At 74.0% G+C, this 19,131-nt stretch carries 18 protein-coding genes; 7 read left to right on the top strand and 11 right to left on the bottom strand.

Features of this window, described 5'->3' with window-relative positions; all coding sequences use genetic code 11:
* Window positions 1-9: 9 nt before the first annotated feature.
* The 6 genes from AB0A74_RS20985 to AB0A74_RS20960 all read right to left on the bottom strand — a co-directional run bounded on the left by AB0A74_RS20985 (window position 10) and on the right by AB0A74_RS20960 (window position 7,978).
* Window positions 10-4,341 carry an HAD-IC family P-type ATPase gene (locus tag AB0A74_RS20985; protein WP_358251686.1) on the bottom strand — a complete coding sequence of 1,444 codons (4,332 nt, stop codon included), beginning with the start codon at window positions 4,339-4,341 and terminating at the stop codon, window positions 10-12.
* A gap of 29 nt (window positions 4,342-4,370) precedes the next feature.
* Window positions 4,371-4,949 carry an acetoacetate decarboxylase family protein gene (locus AB0A74_RS20980; RefSeq protein ID WP_358251685.1) on the bottom strand — a complete coding sequence of 193 codons (579 nt, stop codon included), beginning with the start codon at window positions 4,947-4,949 and terminating at the stop codon, window positions 4,371-4,373.
* Window position 4,950: 1 nt separating this feature from the next.
* On the bottom strand, window positions 4,951-5,301 hold the full coding sequence (locus tag AB0A74_RS20975) for a hypothetical protein (protein ID WP_358251683.1): 351 nt from the start codon (window positions 5,299-5,301) through the stop codon (window positions 4,951-4,953).
* 56 nt (window positions 5,302-5,357) lie between these two features.
* Window positions 5,358-6,008 carry a peptidylprolyl isomerase gene (locus AB0A74_RS20970; protein ID WP_358251682.1) on the bottom strand — a complete coding sequence of 217 codons (651 nt, stop codon included), beginning with the start codon at window positions 6,006-6,008 and terminating at the stop codon, window positions 5,358-5,360.
* A 246-nt stretch (window positions 6,009-6,254) separates the two neighbouring features.
* Entirely contained in the window at window positions 6,255-6,857 is a 603-nt protein-coding gene (locus AB0A74_RS20965) for a response regulator transcription factor (protein ID WP_358251680.1), read from the bottom strand.
* On the bottom strand, window positions 6,854-7,978 hold the full coding sequence (locus tag AB0A74_RS20960; protein ID WP_358251678.1) for a histidine kinase: 1,125 nt from the start codon (window positions 7,976-7,978) through the stop codon (window positions 6,854-6,856). Before AB0A74_RS20960 ends, AB0A74_RS20965 begins: the two co-directional genes overlap by 4 nt.
* 108 nt (window positions 7,979-8,086) lie before the next feature.
* On the opposite strand from AB0A74_RS20960, the gene AB0A74_RS20955 reads away from it, so the two are divergent.
* The 4 genes from AB0A74_RS20955 to AB0A74_RS20940 all read left to right on the top strand — a co-directional run bounded on the left by AB0A74_RS20955 (window position 8,087) and on the right by AB0A74_RS20940 (window position 11,571).
* Window positions 8,087-8,974 carry an ABC transporter ATP-binding protein gene (locus tag AB0A74_RS20955; RefSeq protein ID WP_358251677.1) on the top strand — a complete coding sequence of 296 codons (888 nt, stop codon included), beginning with the start codon at window positions 8,087-8,089 and terminating at the stop codon, window positions 8,972-8,974.
* The gene (locus tag AB0A74_RS20950; RefSeq protein ID WP_358251675.1) at window positions 8,971-9,663 is read left to right on the top strand and encodes an ABC transporter permease; all 693 of its coding nucleotides are present in this window, start codon (window positions 8,971-8,973) and stop codon (window positions 9,661-9,663) included. Before AB0A74_RS20955 ends, AB0A74_RS20950 begins: the two co-directional genes overlap by 4 nt.
* 102 nt (window positions 9,664-9,765) lie before the next feature.
* Window positions 9,766-10,917 carry an alkaline phosphatase PhoX gene (locus AB0A74_RS20945; RefSeq protein WP_358251673.1) on the top strand — a complete coding sequence of 384 codons (1,152 nt, stop codon included), beginning with the start codon at window positions 9,766-9,768 and terminating at the stop codon, window positions 10,915-10,917.
* Between the two features lie 111 nt (window positions 10,918-11,028).
* Window positions 11,029-11,571 (top strand): hypothetical protein, encoded by a 543-nt coding sequence (locus AB0A74_RS20940; RefSeq protein WP_358251667.1) that lies wholly within the window; start codon window positions 11,029-11,031, stop codon window positions 11,569-11,571.
* Between the two features lie 353 nt (window positions 11,572-11,924).
* Here the strand turns inward: AB0A74_RS20940 and AB0A74_RS20935 are convergent, their stop codons facing one another.
* The 4 genes from AB0A74_RS20935 to AB0A74_RS20920 form a co-directional block, all read right to left on the bottom strand.
* Complete coding sequence (locus AB0A74_RS20935; RefSeq protein ID WP_358251665.1) at window positions 11,925-13,310, bottom strand: putative glycoside hydrolase; 1,386 nt, start codon at window positions 13,308-13,310, stop codon at window positions 11,925-11,927.
* A gap of 314 nt (window positions 13,311-13,624) precedes the next feature.
* Window positions 13,625-14,245 carry a GNAT family N-acetyltransferase gene (locus AB0A74_RS20930; protein WP_358251663.1) on the bottom strand — a complete coding sequence of 207 codons (621 nt, stop codon included), beginning with the start codon at window positions 14,243-14,245 and terminating at the stop codon, window positions 13,625-13,627.
* 135 nt (window positions 14,246-14,380) lie between these two features.
* Window positions 14,381-14,518: a hypothetical protein gene (locus tag AB0A74_RS20925; protein WP_358251661.1), complete on the bottom strand. Its 138-nt coding sequence runs from the start codon at window positions 14,516-14,518 to the stop codon at window positions 14,381-14,383.
* A gap of 53 nt (window positions 14,519-14,571) precedes the next feature.
* Window positions 14,572-15,213: a hypothetical protein gene (locus AB0A74_RS20920; protein ID WP_358251659.1), complete on the bottom strand. Its 642-nt coding sequence runs from the start codon at window positions 15,211-15,213 to the stop codon at window positions 14,572-14,574.
* Window positions 15,214-15,345: 132 nt separating this feature from the next.
* Here AB0A74_RS20920 and AB0A74_RS20915 point away from each other — a divergent pair, with 132 nt between their 5' ends.
* From AB0A74_RS20915 to AB0A74_RS20905, 3 genes are read left to right on the top strand one after another with little or no spacing between them, the layout of a single operon-like run.
* A complete protein-coding gene (locus AB0A74_RS20915; RefSeq protein ID WP_358251725.1) occupies window positions 15,346-15,966 on the top strand; it encodes a phosphatase PAP2 family protein in 621 nt (206 codons plus the stop codon).
* An 8-nt stretch (window positions 15,967-15,974) separates the two neighbouring features.
* Window positions 15,975-17,456, top strand: a complete 1,482-nt coding sequence (locus AB0A74_RS20910) for a histidine kinase (protein ID WP_358251657.1) — start codon at window positions 15,975-15,977, stop codon at window positions 17,454-17,456.
* Window positions 17,457-17,476: 20 nt separating this feature from the next.
* Window positions 17,477-18,121 carry a response regulator transcription factor gene (locus AB0A74_RS20905; protein ID WP_358251655.1) on the top strand — a complete coding sequence of 215 codons (645 nt, stop codon included), beginning with the start codon at window positions 17,477-17,479 and terminating at the stop codon, window positions 18,119-18,121.
* On the opposite strand, the gene AB0A74_RS20900 is transcribed toward AB0A74_RS20905, so the two are convergent.
* Window positions 18,111-19,067 carry a nucleotide disphospho-sugar-binding domain-containing protein gene (locus AB0A74_RS20900; protein WP_358251653.1) on the bottom strand — a complete coding sequence of 319 codons (957 nt, stop codon included), beginning with the start codon at window positions 19,065-19,067 and terminating at the stop codon, window positions 18,111-18,113. The two genes, AB0A74_RS20905 and AB0A74_RS20900, sit on opposite strands and share 11 nt — an antisense overlap.
* Window positions 19,068-19,131 lie beyond the last annotated feature (64 nt).

The raw sequence follows: 19,131 nt of genomic DNA, 5'->3' as shown, positions 1-19,131 counted from the left end.
CGTGAACGGCTACGACTCCGACGCGCGGATCAGCGGGGACAGGGCCAAGCCGAGGACGTTGGCGGCCGTCGCGCTCGACAGCGCGATGCCCCACCCGATCGGCCCCAACGGCGTGCAGCCGAAGAACTGGCTCACGCCGGGCGTCTGGATCACCGCGCCCAGCGCCGCCGCCGACCCGAGGCTCGCCGCCAGCACCGAACGGTCCAGTCCGCCGGTGATCAACGTCTGCCCCAGCTGCGTCCCCACCAGCGCCGCCAGCGCGACCGTGCTCGCCCGCCGCTGCCGACCCGTGAACCGGGCCAACGTCCACGCCGCCGTCGCGCCCAACGTCGTGGTCACCGCCCGCGCCGTGATGTCCCGCGTCAGCGCCGACCCCAACGACGTCGAGGGCCCTTCCCGCAACAGGTCGGGCACCGACTCGCCGTCCGGGCGGCTCAAGGCGATCGCCATCGCCGGGGCCAGGTCCGTCAACAGGTTCACCAGCAGCAGTTGCCGTGCGGTCAACGGCGAACGCCCGGTCACCGCCGAGCCCAGCACGCTGAACGCGATCTCGCCCAGGTTGCCGCCCAACAGGATCGCCAGCGCCTCCCGCACCGACGCCCACATCGCCCGACCCTCGACCAGCGCCGAGATGATCGTCTCCAGGCGGTCGTCGGTCACCACCAGGTCGGCGGCGGCACGGGCGGCGGGCGTCCCCCGCCGGCCCAGGGCGATGCCCACGTCGGCCAGGCGGATCGCCGGGGCGTCGTTCGCCCCGTCGCCGGTCATCGCGACCACGCGCCCCAGGCGTTGGTACGCCTCGATGATCCGGACCTTCTGAGCCGGCGTGCAACGGGCGATGACGTCCACAGTGGGCAGAAGAGCGTCCAACTCCTCGTCGGACATGGCTTCCACGTCCGCGCCGCTGACCACCGTCACGTCCTCGGACGACCCGTTGACCTCGGCCGCGATGGCCTCACCCGTCGCGGGGTGGTCGCCGGTGATCATCACGATCCGCACGCCCGCCTCGCGCAGCGTCGCCGCCGCCGGAGGAGCGCCGTCGCGGACCGGGTCGGACAGGGCGATGAACCCCAACGGGGTCAACCCGGTGACGTCCCCGTCGGTCACCGACGTCCCCCGGAACCCGGACTTCTCGGCCACGGCCAGCACCCGGTGCCCACGTCCCGCGAGCTTGAGCACGCGGTCCTCCAGGCGTTTGCGGGTCTTGTCGTCCAGGTCGCAGCGCGGCAGCACCACCTCCGGAGCGCCCTTGACGCTCAACAGTCCGCCCCGCCCCAGGGTGGCGTGGTAGCCGCGCGACGGTTCGAACGACAGCACCTCCACCGCCGCCCAACCGCGCCGCCCGGTCGTGGCGCGCACGCGGGCCGATCGCGCGCCCTCCAGGACCGCGCGGTCGGTCTGGTGGACCAGGTCGGCCGGGTCGTCGGCCGCCGGGGTCGCCCGGACGGCCGCCGCCAACACCGTGCGCAGGGTGTCGTCCAAGGCCCCGGGAGCGGCGCCGCGGCGGCCGTTGTCCACCCGGCTCACCTTCAGCCGACCCTCGGTCAGCGTTCCGGTCTTGTCGAAGCACAGCACGTCCACCCGGCCCAGGGCCTCGATCGTGCGCGGGTTGCGGACCAGCGCGCCGTGGTCGGCGAGCCGGCGCGCGGCGGCCAACTGGGCCGCGTTGACCAGGAACGGCAGGCCCTCGGGCACCGACGCCACCGCCAGGTTCACCGCCGCGCCCATGCTCTGCCGCAACGGGACCCCGCGCAGCAACCCGGCCCCGACCACCGCGACCGCCGACCCCAGCGCGACCGGCAGCGTCTTGCGGGTCAGGTCCGCCAGGCGCGCCTCCACCCCGGTGTCGGGGGTGCTGCGGCGGGCGGCGGCCATCGCGCGGCCGACCTCGGTGGCGTCGCCGACCGCGACCACCGCGGCCGTCGCCTCGCCCACCGCGATGGTGGTGCCCTCGTACAGCATCGACGACCGGTCCGCCGGGTCCGCGGCCACGATCGGCGCGGGGTCCTTGGTCACCGGCAACGACTCCCCCGTCACCGACGACTCGTCGGCCTCCACGCCGTCGCCGCTGATCAACCGGCAGTCGGCGGGCACCACGTCCCCGGCGGCCAGCCGCACGACGTCACCGGGCACCAGGTCGTCGCCGTTCACCTCCTGCTCGACACCGCCCCGCACCACCACGGCGCGCACGGCGGAGCGGGCGAGCAGGTCGGCCAGCGCCCGGTCGGTGAACACCTGCTGCACGCTGCCGATCAACGCCGACACGCCCACGACACCGCCGACCAGCGCCGCGTCGACCGGCGACCCGACGGCCGCGGACAGCGCCGCGCCACCGGCCAGCACGGGGGTGAGCGGGTTGGCGAGTTCGGCCAGGAACGCGCTGCCCAGGCTGGTCCCCACGGACCGCTGCCGGGCACCGGACCGCCGGCGGCGCACCTCGCCCTCGTCCAGGCCGTCCGGCCCGGAACCCAGCCGCTCCAGCACGGTGTCCACGGGCATCAGGTGCCACGGTTGGGTGGCGCGCCGTTCGACCGCCGGCCCGCCCTGCCCGAGCCGCCGCGCCCGCCACACGCCGTCCAGGAACCCGATCGCCGACGCCGTGTTCACCGCCCGGGACGCGCCCTCGGCGGGCCGGGGTCCGCGCGTGGTCAACGCCCCGACCGCGCCGATGCCGCTCGCGGCCTGGGCCAGCATGATCCCGTCGCGGCCCACCCGCCGCGCCGCCGCGACCGCCTCCACGAGCAGCACGACCGCCGACAGGTCCTCCCCGACGACCAGGTGCGCGCCCCACGGCGGCGGCCCGCCCGCGCGGTGCACGCCCACGCCGCAGTCCGACGCGCCCAGCGCGGCGCGGTGGTCGGACACCACCATCACCACGTGCCCCTCGGCCTGGAACCCGCGCACCGCGCCGACCAGCCCGGTGCCCGACGGGACCGTCTTGTCGGCGTAGCGGGACGGGCCGCCGGCCACGACCAGCCGCAGCCCGGCCTCCCGCGCGGCCACGACGATGGCGTCCACGATCGGCGGCGTCTCGACGTCCACGGCGAGCACGGCCTCCAGCCGGTCGCCGCGGGCGAGGCCCAGCACGTCGCCGGTGAGCTTGCGCCGCTCCCTGGTCCCCTTGCGGCCCTTCAGGGTGAGCTGGTCGATCGGCCCCAGCACCCACTCGCCGTCGCGCTGCAGGGCGGTCGGCTCGTCCGGGTCGAACAACGCGAACGCGTGCCGGGCCGACTCGGCGGGGTCGGTGTCGGGCAGCGGCACCAGGTCGCTGAGCACCGACCGGCCGGACCCGAGCGCGGCCTCGTCCAGCACGAGCAGGTCCACCGCGTCCAGGCCGCGCAGCACGGACCGTTCCATGACCAGCGTGCCGTGGCGGGCCAGCACCCGGCCGAGCTGCGCGGCGAACGCGGCCCGCGCGACCGACGGGGCCTTGGGCAGGCTCGCGATGCCCAGCGCCATGGCCCGGCGCGGGCCGGTGAACGGCGCGGCGGCCAGTCCCGCGAGCGCCCCGGCGGCCAGCGCGCGGCGGGCGTAGCGGTCGACCGGACCCTCGGGGACCGGCGCGGGGCGTTCGACCACGATCGGGTCGGCGGCGGCGTCCTCGGGGCCCTTGATCAGGCCGTCCTCGGCGGCGCACCAGGCCCGTTCGTGCGCCTTGACCTCGCGCCACTGCTGGACGCGTTGGGCGATGTCGAGCAGCGTGCCCTCGCTGCGGGAGGCCAGGCCGTGCACCAGGGCGGCGAGGATGGAGGTGGCGGTGTCGGCGCGTTCCCGGCCCTGGAGCTTGCCCGCGGCCAGTTCGCGCAACCCGGGGTGCAGGTCGACGGCGGCGGTCAGGGCGGCGATCTCGCCGGGCAGCGGCGCCCACGGCGCGACCTTGGTGATGGCGGCCAGCACCAGGCCGGCGGCGTCGGCGGCGAGCGTCGGGATCAGGCGGGTGCCCTTGAGGCCGTCGGCGGGGTGGTGCAGCTCGTCCTCGACCAGCCGCTCGTCCTCGGTGGCGGGTTCGGCCTCGGCGCGGCGGACCAGCTCGACCAGCTCGGCGGTGCGCGGCGGCGGGTCGGCGACGGCGACGATCACCCGCGACGACGGCGCGTTGACGCGCGCCCAGCGCACGCCGGGGTGCTGTTCCAACGCGCGTTCGACGCGGGCGGCGACCTGCTTGCCGCGCGGCCCGTGGACGCCGTGCGCCTCGATGTGCAGGCGTCCGGGGCACGACCACACGTTGCGCCGGTCGCGGCGCAGCAGCGGGGTGCGTTCCAGCGGGGCGAGGGCGAGTCCCACCAGGCCCTTGGCCAGGCCGCCGGCCGTGCGCACCGGATCGATGCCGAGGAGTTCCACCGTGCGTGGTTTCCCCCACGCGTGGGAAGTCAAGCCACTCGTTCGGGGCCGAACCTCAACCGCATCCGGGTGACGGCCAGCCCGAACAGCGGACGCGCCCCGGCCAGCCAGGCCAGCGGCCCGTCGAAGCTCCAGGACAGCCGCGCCGGCGCGACCCGGCCGCGCACGGCCAGCGGGGTCCGCTTCGGCTGGCGCACGGCCGCGCGGGCCACGACCGGCAGCCACCAGCGGGACCCCCGGTCGAGGCGGGCGGTGGCGATCGTGTGGTGGTCGTCGTGGGCGAGGGCGGCGAACGGCGGCGTCGGGGTCAGGTCGAAGTGGGCGAGCTGCTTGGGGATGTCCCACAGCTCCCGGCCGCCGTCGCGCGAGGCGGGGCTGTCCACCCAGATCGACGTGATCGACACCCCGCGCCGGACCGGCACGACGGCCGCCAGCTCGCGGTAGGTCAGCACCCCGCCGGGCTGGTAGTCCACGAACGCGGTCACCACGACCGTCCGGCCGCGCACGCTCGACGGCCGGACCGCGCCGGGCACCGCGTCGGCGTCCACCAGCCACGCCGTCGCCCAGCAGGCGCCGCGCAGGTGCCACGGTTCGGGCGGGTACCGCACGTCACAGCTCCCGGATCGGCTCGTCCCCCGCCTCGCGCAGCACCACCAGCGCCGGGTGGTCGTCGGCGTCGAACTCGATCACCCCGGACTTGCCCGCCGCCAGCGCCCGGTCGATCTCCACCAGCAGCTCCAGCAGCAGTTGCTCGGCGCGTTCGAGGGTGTCGGCGTGGGCGACGACGTACTCCCGGGCCCCGCCGCGCTGCCCGTTGGCGTCGCCCTGCAGCTGCACCACCACCCCGCAGGGCTTGGGCGGGTTGGCGGTCAGCAGCCGGGCGGCCCCGATCCGCAGCAGCAGGTCGGCCCGCACCAGGCCGCGGTCGTAGGTGGGGAGCCAGACGTGCGGCGCGCTCATGATCGGCACTCTAGTGAGCACGCCCGGCTCCCGCCTGCCACGAACGGTTGACCGGTTCAGCGCGCCGGGGTGAACGCCCAGTGGATGCGGACGGGGTGCTTGGGCGCGCCGTCCTGGGCGTCCCCGGCGATGCCCGCCGCGACGATCCGGTCCAGGGTGTCCATGCCGTGCACGACGTGGCCGAAGACGCTGTAGACGGGCCGGATGTTGGCGTGCGAGTGGACGATGAAGAACTCGCTGCCGTTGGTGCCCGGACCCTGGTTGCCCATCGCGACCGTGCCGCGCGGGTAGGTCTCGGTCCCCGTCACCTCGTCGGCGAACCGGTACCCCGGGCCGCCCTCCTCCGCGCGGTGGATGTCCCCGCACTGGAGGACGCCGAGGCGGGCGGAGTTGGTGAGCCGGAAGCACTGGGTGTCGTTGTAGAACGCGTGGCGAACGAGGTGGACGAAGTTGTGCGCGGCGCAGGCGGCGACCGAGCGGTCCAGCTCGATGACGACCACCCCGTAGTTGGTCGCCAGGAACACCGTCCCGCCACCTCGGGTGGACGCGGCGGGCCGGGGCGGCTTGACGGGCTTGGCGGCGGGGTTCTCGGGGGTGGGGATGAAGTCGCAGTGCTTGACCGGCTTCGTGGGCGCGGGGTCGGCGGACGCGACGGGCGTGGCGAGGGCGGTGGCGATCAGGGCCAGAACCAGGACGAACCTTCGCATGACCCCGAGGCTAACGCCCCGCGCCACCCCCACACCCCGACCACTACGGCCCACCCACCCACGCCGCCCGACCGCTACGGCCCGCCCACCCTCGCCGCCCGGCCCGCCAAGCCCCGCCCACCCACGCCGCCCCGCCCGCCAAGCCCCGCCCACGCCGCCGCCCTACCTCCGCCGCCGCCCTGACCTCCCCCTCCGCCACCCGCGCCGTCCCCGACCTCCGCCTCCGCCACCCGACCCTCCGCCGCGTCAGATCCAGCCCTCGTCCCACGCCAACCGCGCGGCCTCGTACCGGGTGTGCGCGCCCAGCTTGGTCATCGCCGAGGACAGGTAGTTCCGCACCGTCCCCGCCGCCAGGTGCGCCTCCTGCGCGATGGTCGTCACCGTCCCCCCGCGCAACGCGTACCGCAGCACGTCCAGCTCCCGCGCCGTCAACGGGCACGCGTCCTCGGTCAACGCCGCCGCCGCGATCTCCGAGTCCACGTACCGCCGCCCCGCGTGCACGTCCCGCAGGATGGAGGCCAGCTTCGCCGCCGGGGTCGTCTTCGGCACGAACCCCCGCACGCCCGCGCTCAACGCCCGCCGCAGCACCCCCGGCCGGGCGTGCCGGGTCACGATCACCACCGCCACGCCCTCCAGGTCGCGCACCGCCTCGGCCGCGAGCACCCCGTCCCGCTTGGGCATCTCCAGGTCGAACACCGCGATGTCGGGCCGGTGCGCCCGCACCGCCGCCACCGCCGCGTCCCCGTCGCTGGCCTGCACGACCACCGACAGGTCGTCCTCCAGCTCCAGCAGCGCCGCCAGCGCGCCCCGGATCAGGTCCTCGTCGTCGGCCAGCACGATCCGGATCACGTCCGCACCCGCCCCACCAGCTCGAACCCGTCCGCGCCCGCCGGGCACGCCTCCACCCGCCCGCCCACCGTCGCGAACCGCTCCCGCAACCCGGCCAGCCCCGCGCCCGCCTCGGACGGCTCGTCCGGCCGCACCCCGTCGTTGCGCAGCCGCACCGACACCTGCCCGTCCGCCACGGCCACCGCCACCGAGCACCGCCGCGCCCGGCTGTGCCGCAGCACGTTCGTCGTCCCCTCCCGCACCAACGCCCCGAACAGCGGCTGCAACGGCGGCGGCACGTCGGCCGCGTCGCCGGTCACCGCCGTCTCGATGCCCGCCGCCCGCAGCACGCCGACCGCGTTGGTGATCTCCGTGCCCAGGCTGGCCCGCCGGTAGCCGTGGACGACGTCCCGGGTCTCCTTCAACGCCGTCCGCGCCAACTCCGCCACCTCGTCCGCGTGCGTGCGCGCCGCGTCGTCGTCCCGACCGATCAGCCGCGCGATCAGCTCACCCTTCAACGCGATCGCCTGCAGGTGGTGGCCCTGGATGTCGTGCAGGTCCGCGGCGAAGCGCAGGCGTTCCTCGGCCACCGCCAGCGCCTCGGAGGTCTGCCGGGCCAAGTCGAGCTGGAGCACCGCGTCCCAGAACCACAGCTGCACCGCCTCGCCGATCACGAACCCGACCACCAGCACCACGGGCATCACCAACGACCCCAGCAGGTCGTCCGACCACAGCACCCCGCCCGCCAGCACCACCACGACGGTGCCCGCCGCCACCAGCCGCCACCGCGACACCGCCCGCGTCGTCGCCACGACGTGCGCGATCACCGCCGCCGAGAGCAGGTACCACGCCATCGGCACCTCGACCCGCGTGCCCGCGTACGCCAGCGCCGCCACCGCCACGCCGAAGGTCGCCAGGTGCTCGGCGGTCCGCTGCTCGCCCCGCCCGACACCGCCCATCGCCTGCCGCAGGTACCGGACGTGCTGCACGCACACCACCAGCACCGCCGCCGCCAACAGCGGCGTACCGACCACGCCGTACTTGCCGGTGGACAGCTCCAGCGTGGTCACCAGCGCGACCATCACGCCCGCGCCGACCACCGACCACCACGTCCAGCGGCGCAAGGTGCCGATCAGAGTCACCGCACGAATCTACGAGCCGGATCACCCCGGTGTCCCCTGACATCTGTCATGTTCACGCGTGTCGGCCGGCACTGCCGCCCGCCGCGCCCCCGGACGAGCATGATCGCCATGAGGAAAGCGGTGATCGACGTGACGGGCCTGCGGTGCCGTTACGGGGACTTCGAGGCGGTGCGCGGCATCGACCTGGAGGTGCGGCAGGGGGAGCTGTTCGCGTTGCTGGGCACCAACGGCGCGGGCAAGACCACCGTCGTGGAAGCCCTCGAAGGGCTGCGCCGGCCCAGCGACGGCCGCGTCCGGGTGCTGGGCCTGGACCCGCACCGGGACCGGTCGGCGATCCGCGCGCGGACCGGGATCGTGTTGCAGCACAGCGGTTTCCCGGCCGACCTGACGGTGCTGGAGATGGTCCGCCTGTGGCGGCGGGGCACGCCCGCCGACGCCCTGGAACGGCTCGACCTCGCGCACCGCCGGGACGTGCGGATCAAGCAGCTCTCCGGCGGCGAGCGCCGGCGGCTGGACCTGCTGTTGGCCACGCTGGGCCGCCCCGAGCTGCTGTTCCTGGACGAACCGACCACCGGGCTGGACCCGGAGTCGCGGCGACGCACGTGGGACGTCGTGCGCGGCCTGCTCGCGGAGGGCACGACCGTCGTGCTCACCACGCACTACCTGGAGGAGGCGGAGGCGTTGGCGCACCGGTTGGCGATCCTGCACGAGGGGGTGGTGCGGGTGTCCGGGGCGCTGGTGGACGTGCTGGCCGCGCAGCCCGCGCGGATCTCGTTCGACCTGCCCGACCGGCTCCAGGTGGACGCCCTGCCGATGCTGGCCGGCGACGTGGTGCACGAGCCGTCCGGCCGGGTCCACGTGCGGACCCGCGAACTCCAGGACGACCTCGACCTGCTCCTGTCCTGGGCGCGCCGCGACGGCCTGCGCCTGACCCGGCTGCGGGCCCACCACGCGTCCCTGGAGGACGTCTTCCACACCGCGCGCGGTGCCGCGTGATCGCCGCGTTGGGTGTCGCCGAGCTGAAGCTGTTGGCGCGCAACAAGATGGCGGCGACGATGGCGTTCGTCATGCCGGTGGGCGTGGGCGTGTGGTTCGCGCTGACCATGGGCGCCGAGGGGTGGCCGCTGGTGATCAGCGTCCAACTGCTGTCCACCGCGGGGTTCACGGTGTACGTGACGGTGACGACGAGCCTGACCGCCCGCCGCCAGGACCAGTACCTCAAGCGGCTGCGCACCGGGGCCGCGTCCGACGCCGTCGTGCTGGCCGGGGTGCTGCTGCCGCCGGTGCTGCTGGGACTGGTGCAATCGCTGCTCCTGCTCACCGTCAGCCTCGCCCTGGGCGCGCCCGCGCCGACCCGTCCGGAGCTGCTCCTGCTCGCCGTGCTCGGCGGCCTGGCGGTGAGCTGCGCGGCGGGCGTGGCGACCAGCGGCGTCACCTCGACCGCGGAACTGGCCCAGATCACCACCGGCCCGTTCTTCTTCGGCTTGCTGGGCGGCGGGATCTGGGCGGTGGCGTCCACCGATCCCCGAGCACTGCTCGCACCCGGCGGCGGCGTGGCCGAACTGGTCACCGGCGCGTGGGGCGAGCAGGTGCCGGTCGGTCAGGCCGCACTGGCCCTGCTCGCCTGGACCGCCCTGGCCGCCGCCCTCTCGGTCCGCCTCTTCCGCTGGGACGCCCGCGCCTGACGGTTCGGCCCGTGTTGTGAAGTGGTTCACACCCCGCTCCACCCACGGCCACCTGGACGCGCTCTGCTGTCCGGACATCTCGTCCGACGAGAGGGAGCACCCGTGGAACGTCGCACCTTCCTGCGCGCCGCCGTCGCCGGTGGCGGTTCGATGGCCTTCGGCTTCACGCTCTGGAGCGAGGCGCTGGCCTACCCGGCGCAGACCGGCCCGAGCCCGTACGGGGCGTTGCAGGCCGCCGACGCCAACGGCATCCAGTTGCCGCAGGGCTTCACCAGCCGGGTGATCGCCCGGTCCACCCAGACGGTGCCGGGCACCGGCTACGTGTGGCACAGCGCCCCCGACGGTGGCGCGTGCTACGCCGACGGGACCGGCTGGATCTACGTGTCCAACGCGGAGATGGCCGCGCCGGCCGGTGGCGCCGGCGCGGTGCGGTTCTCCTCGACCGGCCAGATCACCGGGGCGTACAGCATCCTCACCGGCACCAACCGCAACTGCGCGGGCGGCGACACGCCGTGGGGCACGTGGCTGTCGTGCGAGGAGGTGGACCTCGGGTACGTCTACGAGACAGACCCGTTCGGCGTGAACCCGGCCGTGCGCCGCCCGGCGATGGGCCGGTTCAAGCACGAGGCCGCCGCGTGCGACCCGGACCGCAAGGTGATCTACCTGACCGAGGACGAGAGCAACGGCTGCTTCTACCGGTTCGTCCCGACCACGTGGGGCGACTTGTCCGCGGGCAGCCTCCAGGTGCTGCGCGAGGTCAACGGCGTGCTGTCGTGGGCCACCGTGCCCGACCCGGACGGCAGCCCCACCCGCACCCGGCGGCAGGTGTCGGGCGCGAAGGTCTTCAACGGCGGCGAGGGCGCGTACTACCGCAACGGCACGTGCTTCTTCACCACCAAGGGCGACAACAAGGTGTGGGCGTACAACGCGGTGAACAACACCATCGCCGTGGCCTACGACGACAACCTCACGTCCAACCCGCCGTTGACCGGCGTGGACAACATCACCGGCGCCGCGGTCGGCGACCTGTACGTCGCCGAGGACGGCGGCAACATGGAGATCTGCGTGATCACGCCGAACGACGTGGTGGCCCCGTTCCTGCGGATCACCGGGCAGTCGTCGTCGGAGATCTGCGGCGTGGCGTTCAACCCCGCCGGCGACCGCCTGTACTTCTCCTCCCAGCGCGGCACGACCGGTTCGAGCAGCGGCGGCATCACCTACGAGGTCACCGGCCCGTTCCGCACGAGCCTCTGACCTGCGGCACCCCGAAGCGGCCCGGTGAACAACCTCCCACTTGGCCGCTGCGCCGGTCAAAAGCCAACCACTACCCTCACTGGCGGCCGTCCACCGAAAGGACTCCCTGCCATGCGCCACCACCCCCTGCTCCGCGCCGCAACAGTCCTCTTCACCACCGCCCTGCTCACCCTGGCCGGCACCACGGTCGCCACGGCCACCCCGACCGAACGCGACCCCGTGCACCAGCCCACCACCGACACCCCCGTCACAGCCCTGGTCACCAAGCTCAGCCACTCGGAAGCCGCCGCCCGCTTCCGCGCCGCGGGCATCACGTGGTCCTCCAGCGGTGGCTGCAGCGACCGCTACAACTCCACGTGCACGTCGTTCGAACAGATCAACCTGACCACCGTCCAGGGCGCGGAGACGCTGAAACGAGCCAGCGGCTGCGCCCTGAACATCACGGGTGGCACGGAGACGGGACACGCGAGCGGCACGTACAGCCACTGGAACGGCTACAAGCTGGACTACAGCCTCTACACGTGCGTGGGCAACTACATCCGCAACAACTTCACGTACATCGGCAGCAACAAGTGGCGCTCAGGCTCCGGCAACATCTACTACCTGGAAAGCAACCACTGGGACGTGACGTACTACAACTGCGGCGGCTGCTAACCACCCACTCCGCGCCACGGACGCAGTTCTGAAGGGCTATCAGCCACAGGAAGGGCCTCGGTTCGTCCCCCGTACGGCCTGGGCGCAGCCCAACCACAGATCACCGGGGTCGGCCTGAAAAAGTTTCGCGAGGAACGAGCGAAAGTTTTTTGGACGACCCCGGCGATCTGTGGTTGCCTCCGGCAGGCCGTGCGGGGGACGAACCGACGCCCTTCCACCCCCGGGGGCCTGCCGCGCGGCGAGCGCCGCTTTTCGCTCTTCGCTTTTGATCTTCGCTCTTGATCTTTCAACCTTGATCTTAAGGGCGAAGCGAAGCTCCCGGATCTCTCAAACGAACGCGCAGCGCAACGGGCTCAGCAAGACTTGCGAAGCACCTCACCGGAAGTACCGGCCAAAGCCACAGACGACACAGGCGAAGACTTGGCGTTGGTGTAAGACCCACCCAGATCCACCCCCACCGCCGGAGACCCGGTCCGGTTGGCGTTCACGATCACCACACCACACGCGAAGTCCCGCCGGAACACGTTGCCGCCCAACGCCTTGTACGGCCCGCTAGGCGCACCCAACTCCCAGTCGTACTCCGGGTGCCAAGGCGAGGCGTTGTCATACCCGTCCGTGACGTCGATCTCCGCGATGGCCGACCGACCACCACTCGCCAACAGGTAGCTCGCCAACGCGTACCGGAACGGCTGCTCGGCCCCACGGCTGAAGTGCGGCTGCACCCAGGTGATCTTGCCGCGCGCCTCGTTCGACGCGATCTCCGCCACCTGCCGGCTCCAGCCCTCCGGGTACTCCGACAACAGATCGCTGTCCGAGAACGTCAGCCACCACTCGTCGAAGCCACCGTCGAGGTGCTCGGTGTAGGCGTCCCACGCACCGGTGTGCAGCCGCGCGTTGGACAGGTTCGCCACCGTCTTCAGCCCGGCCGCGGTGAACTTCGCCCTCGTGTTGGCGAGCATCGACTTGTAGGCGTCCTGGATGGACGCGTTGGTCGGGTACTTCGCCGGGCACGTGCCCGAGTGGTAGGCGTCGCACGGGAACAGGGCGTTGTCCATGAAGATTCCGTCGAACACGCCCTTGCTGCTCGCGACCACGTTGTCCGCCCAGGCGTTCTGGTACGCCGGGTTGCCGACGTCCATCTGCCAGTGCCCGGAGTAGCCGCTGTACTCGAAGCGCTGCCCGCCCGGCGCCAGCAAGAACCAGTCGGGGTGGTTCTTGTCGGCGTCGCAGTAACCCACACCGGTGGGCAACTGCGCGTCATCTTCCCCGTTGCGGCAGGCGTAGCTGCGCGTCGAGGTCAGGTCCTTGTAGACGAACGTCTGGAGCTTCGGGTTGGCCGCCTTCAACTTCCGGGCCAGCTCGCCCTCCCACGCGTTGAGCACGACGTAGCTGCGCCGCTTCGCCTCGGTGGCGATCATCTCGTCCGTCGTGGGCGTGCTGTTCATGTGCAGCCAGAACGAGCGGACCCGCCCGTCCGCCGTCTGCGGAGCCGTGCCGGACGTCGTGGACGTCGTCGCCGTGGTGGGGACCGTCGTGGTCGTCGGGCGCGACGTCGTGGTGGTCGTGCTGTTCGACGACGTCGTGGTGCCCGTCGTCGTGGTGGTGCTCGCGGTCGTCGGCGCGGTGGAACCGCTCGGGGGGCCGGCGGGCGAGACGGGTGCCGTGACGGGGGACGTGGACAGGCCCGCCAGGGCGAGCACTGCCGCGACCAGCGCGCGGGCAGCCTGGAACCAGGGCATGGTGGGGACTCCTTGCGGGCGGCGGGCAGCAGGCTCTGGCCGTGCCGGGTCACGCCGCGGGGGTACGGGGGAGTTCGGGGCTCCCGATCGGCGCGCGGTCGGGGAGGCGCGCCGCAGGGTTGTGTTGCGGTTCGGGGACTTTTTCGGTTACGCGGGAGTCAAACCGTTGTGTTACCGGCAAGTCAAGTAACGCGCGCCACAATTCGCGAAAAATCTTATGATTCACGCACGCTGCGTGGCGCTTCGGCTCCGGACCGCAACCTCCACGCGTGCCGACAAGATCTCCATGCGCAGCAACGAGGTCCGTTCACACTTCACAGCTCGGGCACGTGCGCGGCGACCACATCGGACTCGACGCGCCATCCCAGCGACTCGTACAACAACCGCCCCTCGACCGTGCTCACCAACACGGCGACATGCGCCCCGCGCCACGCGGCGGCCACGCTCATCAGTCCCATCACGAGCTTCCCCAGACCACGCCGCCGGTGCTCGGGCTCGGTCACGACCTGGTCCACCACCGCGGCACCACCACGCACCGAGAACCGTCCCCGCGCGGCCGGCTCACCGCCCGGCCCCACCACCACGACCTCGCGGAACCCGCGCTCCCCCACCACCTCGACGCGGTACCCGTCCGGTGCCGCCCCCGGCGCGCCGACGCCCTCCAGGGCGACGCTCATCAGGTACTCGGGCGCGCCCACCGACCACTCGGGACCGAGCAGCGACAGCACGTCCTCCCGCGGCGCGGCCACCTTCAACCACGTTCCCGGGGCGGTCAGCGCCGCCCGCTCGCGCACCGACCCCGTGCCCCTGACCACGTACCGGACGCGGTGCCCCGCCTGGCCGACGTCCACCCGGAACCCGTCGTGCTCCTCGACCGGGTCCGGCGTGTCCCGGCACAACGCCCAACCCCGAACCCACTCCCCCAAGTGCTCCACGCGAACCACACTACGTGCCGGGCGATCATGTCCCCAGCACGTGGGACAGCAGCGTGCGGCGGTTGCGGGCACCGGTTCTGGCGAAGATCGACTTCAGGTGTGCGCGCGAACGCCGCCGAGGCCACGCGACGAGGCTCAACCGCGCCAGGGCAGCATGTCCACCAGCGGCGCGAGCAGCTCGCCCACCGCCTCGCGCAACGGCGGCACGAAGATGATCAGCGCGACCAGCAGCGCCACGTACGGCGCGATCCCGCTCTTGCGCTTGGCCGCCACGATCCCACCCCCGAACGACTCGTCCCCGGGCCAGCATCGCACACGGCCCGGGGTCAGGGCGTGGCGAGGACCGCCGGGTCCACGTGGGCGGGGTCGCGCGGCGTGCCGGTGCGGTAGGGCTCGTCGGAGTCCCAGTCCTCTTCCTCCTCGGCCAGCACCGCGACCAGGTCGAAGAAGGCGTCCTCGGCCGGCCGCAGGCCCGCCACCACGTCGGTCAGGTCGCGGTCGGCCACGAACCGCGCCCCGTCCCGGCCCACCGAGAGGACCGCGAGCCAGCCGTCGTCGTCGGCGTCGAACAGGTTCCCGCCGGTCTCGGCCCAGAACAGCACGGTGTCCTCGGCGGGATCGGACTTGACCGCGCCGGCCCCCGCGAACATGAGCAGCGCGGCGTCCACCACCGGCCGCCGGTAGCCCATGTCGAACAGGTACGCCTCCAGCGCGCCGTCGCGGTGCAGCAGGACCGTCACGGCCGGCTTGCCCTGGCACGCCTGCTCGACGCGGTCGGCGAGGAACGCGCGGGGCGTCAGCTCCGGCGTCGACCAGTCGTCGCGGCGGTCGCCGTGCCACAACCAGCCGTCGAACATGGCCTCCGGGTTGGCGATCACGTCCAGGCCCGGCACGGGCGTGTCCAGCCACCGCTCGAAGCCCTCGCGGGACATGGGAATGCGCGTGGCCACGAGGAAGCTGTCAGACACCGTGATCCCCCCCAAGGTTCGGTGGCGCGACGCTAGCAGAAGGCAGGTCCGCGGCCCTGTCGAACGGCAGGGTCCGCTCGCGACCGCGGGCCGACGCGCGATGATGTCGATCTTCGTAGCGTCGGTGCCGTGATGAAGACCGTTGTGGCGGAGGGGATTTCCGTCGAGGACGTGCCGGATGTCAGCGCCGAGTGGTACCTGGACCTGGCCGGGCTGGGTGCGGCGGCTCCCGGACCGGTGCGGGTCGTGGCCGCGATCGCGACCGAGGCCGTGATCGGCGTGTTCGCGGTGCTGTTCGTGCTGGTGTGGTGGCGGGCTCGGGGGCGGGACGCGGCGGTGATGGCGCGGGCGCTGGTCGGGCCGGTGGTGACCGCGGTGGCGTACCTGGTCAGCGAAGGGGTGAAGGAGGTGTGGCGGGAGGACCGGCCGTGCCGCGTGCTGGGCGAGGTGGCGACGGTCGTGCCGTGCCCCGGGGTCGGCGACTGGTCGTTCCCGAGCAACCACGCCACGATCGCGGGTGCGGCGGCGGTCGCGCTGGCGTGGTCGGGGTGGCGGGTCGGAGTCGGGCTGGCGCTGGTGGCGGCGGCGTCGCGGGTGTTCGTCGGGGTGCACTACCCGCACGACGTGGTGGCGGGGTTGGCGCTGGGCGCGGGGGTGGCGGTGCTCGTGCCGGTCGTGGCGCGGGCGGTGACGCCGGTGGTGGTGCGGCTGCGGGCGCACGACGCGGGCGCGGTGGTGCTGGGTGGGAGATGATGCCCGGCGTGCGGGTGATCTTGTGGGTGGTGGTCGCGGCGCTGCCGCTGGCGTGGGGCGTGGTCACCGCGCGGCCCGGCCGGGTGCCGCCGTGGGAGGCCGCCGCGTGGGTGGCGGTGCTCGCGGTCGCGGTGCCGTTGGCGCGGCGGCGGCCGGTCACGGCGCTGGTGGTGGCGGCGGTGGCGTGGCAGGTCGCGTTCCTGGCGCGGGCGGCGGTGGACAGCACGGTCGCGGCCGGGTTGCTGGCGACGGGCCTGGTCGTGGTGGCGTTCCTGGCCGGGCGGCACGCGGTCGACGGTGAGCGCGGTGCGGTGGCGCTGGTCCTGCTGGCGGCCGGCGCGGCGACGACGACGGTCGTGGTGACGGGCGCGGGGGACGCGTCGGTGGCCGCCGCGTCCGGCATGGCCGCGTTCGCCGCCGTGCCGTGGACGGTGGGCCGCTACCGCCGCCAGTACACCGCGATGGTCGAGGCCGGCTGGGCGCGCGCCGAGCAGTTGGAACGCGAGGCCGACCACGTCCGCGACCGCGAGCGGGCGCGGTTGGCCGCGGACATGCACGACCTGGTCGGGCACGAGCTGGCGCAGGCGGCCCTGCTGGTGGGTGCGCTGGAGGTCGCGCCGAGCCTGGCGGCCGACCAGCGCGAGGCGGCCCGGCTGGCGCGGGGCGCGGTCACCTCCGCCGCCGAGCGGCTCGCGGACGTCGTCGGGCTGCTGCGGGCGGGCGAACCCGAGCCGGCCGAGTCGGTGGAGGACGTGGTGGCGCGGGCCCGGCGGTCCGGGCTCCGGGTGGAGGTCACCGGCGACGGGATGGGCGAGGTGGACCCGGTGATCGCGCGGACGGCCCACCGGGTGCTCACCGAGGCCGTCACCAACGCGATCAAGCACGCTCCCGGCGCACCGGTCGCGGTGGACCTGCGCCGGACCGACGACGGCCTCGCGCTGCGCATCACCACCGGCGCCGAGAACCACGCATCCGCCGCACTCCCCAGCGGCGGGAGCGGGTTGCTCGGCCTCTCCGAGCGGGTCGCCCTCGTCGGCGGCGCCTTCTCGGCCGGTCCCCGCACCGGCGGGTTCGAGGTCGCCGCCCACCTGCCCGCCAAGCCCGTCACCAACGTCCCCCACCGGCACCGGGTCGAGGTGGAGCGGCAGGTGCGGCGCAGTGCCCGGCGGACCGTGCTGGCCACCGCCGGGATCGCCGCCGCCATCGTGCTCGCCGTGCTCTCGTACCTCGTGTACGACGCCGCCACGTCCGTGCTCGACCCCGAGTACTTCGCGCGACTGCGGGTGGGCCAACCGCAGTCCGAGGTGGTGCTGCCGCGCCGCGACCGGGTCGATTCGCCCGACGACGTGCCGCCGCCACCGCCGGGGGCGGCCTGCCGGCACTTCAGCACCCACGCCAACCCGTTCGACGAGCGCCGCCTGGACCTCTACCGGGTGTGCTTCCGCGACGGGCGGCTGGTGGACAAGGCCCTGCTCCGGCGCGGCCCGTGACGACCGGCGATGATGCGGGCGTGATCAGGGTGGTGGTGGCCGACGACGAGGCGGTCGTGCGGCTGGGCGTGCGGGCGGTGCTGGCGGCGGCGGACGACGTCGAGGTGGTCGCCGAGGCCGGCACCGGGCGGGACGCCGTGGAGCTGGTGCGCGCCCATCGCCCGGACGTGGCCGTGCTGGACATCCGCATGCCCGGCCTGGACGGTCTCGACGCCGCCGCGCGGATCCGCGACCTGGACACCGGCACCGCGTGCCTGGTCCTGACCACGTTCGCCGACGACGCCCACATCTCCCGCGCGCTGGGCGAGGGCGTGAGCGGGTTCGTGCTCAAGACCGGCGACCCGAACGAGATCATCGCCGGCGTGCGGGCCGCCGCGTCCGGCGGCGCGTACCTGTCGCCGCTGGTCGCCAAGCGGGTCCTGGACCACCTGTCCGGGCGCGGCCCCCGGCTGCACGCGAGCGCCCGCGTGTCCGGGCTGACCGCCCGCGAACGGGAGGTGCTCGGCCTGGTCGGCGCGGGGCTGTCCAACGCGGAGATCGCCGCCCGGCTGAACCTGGTCGAGGGCACGGTCAAGGTCTACGTCGCGACCGTCCTCAAGCACCTCGACGTGCGCAACCGGGTGCAGGCGGCCATCGTCGCCCACGAAGCCGGGCTCATCCCGTGAGGTCCGGCAGTCGCTGGGCGACCTCGTCGGGCGAGGGCATGCCGGCGATCTCGTCGGCCACCGCGCGGGCCGCGTCGCGGTAGTCGGTGCCCGCCAACACCTTCCAGGTCAGATCGGCGATCGCGTCCGGGTCGTCCAGCACGAGCCCCGCGCCCGCCGCGGCGACCGCGTCGGCGTTGGCGAACTGGTCGGCGCCCTGCGGCAGCAGCACCTGCGGCACGCCGGCGGCCAGCGCGCCGAGCGTGGTGCCGCTGCCGCCGTGGTGCACGGCCACGTCCACGTGCGGCCACAGGTCGGCCTGCGCCACCCAGTCCCGCACGGTCACGTTGTGCGGCACGGTCCCGAGCCGGTCGGGGCGCACCCGGCCGGCCGCGACGACGATGTGGGCGTCCAGCGCCGCCAGCCCGCGCACGGCGGCGGTGAGCAGTTCCGGCGTGCCGAACGCGGTGCCCAGGGTCAGGTAGACCAGCGGACGGCCGTCGCGCAGCACGGGCCGCGCGGGTTCGGAGAAGGCGACCGGGCGCAGCGCCACCCGCTCCTGCGCGAGGAAGTCCTTGTCCTGCAACGAGGGCGGACAGATGTCCAGGTGCACTCCCCCGGTCGGCCGCTCCAGCCCGATGCCCTCGGGGAACATCCGCCCGAACCCGTGCCACACGCCGGGCACGCCCGCCGCCCGCGCCGCCTCCGCCGCGCCCGGCACGCCCCACCCGTGCACGACCAGGTCGGGTTCGAGCCGGGCGAGGTCGGGGGCCAGGTCCTCGGCGTAGATCTCGGAGAACGCGTCCGCGGGGCGGAAGGGGCGCAGGCCGTGCGCGTCGAGCGGGGCGTGCACCGACTCGCCGGCCGCGAAGTGCACCTCGTGGCCGGCGGCGCGGGCCGCGATGGCGAGGGGGACGAGCGGGTAGGTGTGGCCGACCGACGCCAGGCTGACGAAGAGCACGCGCATGGCCGCGCAATCTACGCCGTCCGGGCGCGCCGCGGCACGGTTCGCGCACGCCCGGCTCCGGCGC

This window comes from Saccharothrix sp. NPDC042600, assembly GCF_040647305.1.
GTDB lineage: Bacteria > Actinomycetota > Actinomycetes > Mycobacteriales > Pseudonocardiaceae > Actinosynnema > Actinosynnema mutabilis.
Note: the sequence above shows the minus strand (reverse complement) of the source record. Positions and strands in the feature narration are given on the sequence as shown.

Coding starts and splice junctions, on each gene's coding strand:
- AB0A74_RS20975 (WP_358251683.1), bottom strand. CDS start 5,301: ATGAGCGCGCCGCACGTCTGGCTCCCCACCTACGACCGCGGCCTGGTG.
- AB0A74_RS20970 (WP_358251682.1), bottom strand. CDS start 6,008: ATGCGAAGGTTCGTCCTGGTTCTGGCCCTGATCGCCACCGCCCTCGCC.
- AB0A74_RS20955 (WP_358251677.1), top strand. CDS start 8,087: ATGAGGAAAGCGGTGATCGACGTGACGGGCCTGCGGTGCCGTTACGGG.
- AB0A74_RS20940 (WP_358251667.1), top strand. CDS start 11,029: ATGCGCCACCACCCCCTGCTCCGCGCCGCAACAGTCCTCTTCACCACC.
- AB0A74_RS20935 (WP_358251665.1), bottom strand. CDS start 13,310: ATGCCCTGGTTCCAGGCTGCCCGCGCGCTGGTCGCGGCAGTGCTCGCC.
- AB0A74_RS20915 (WP_358251725.1), top strand. CDS start 15,346: ATGAAGACCGTTGTGGCGGAGGGGATTTCCGTCGAGGACGTGCCGGAT.
- AB0A74_RS20900 (WP_358251653.1), bottom strand. CDS start 19,067: ATGCGCGTGCTCTTCGTCAGCCTGGCGTCGGTCGGCCACACCTACCCG.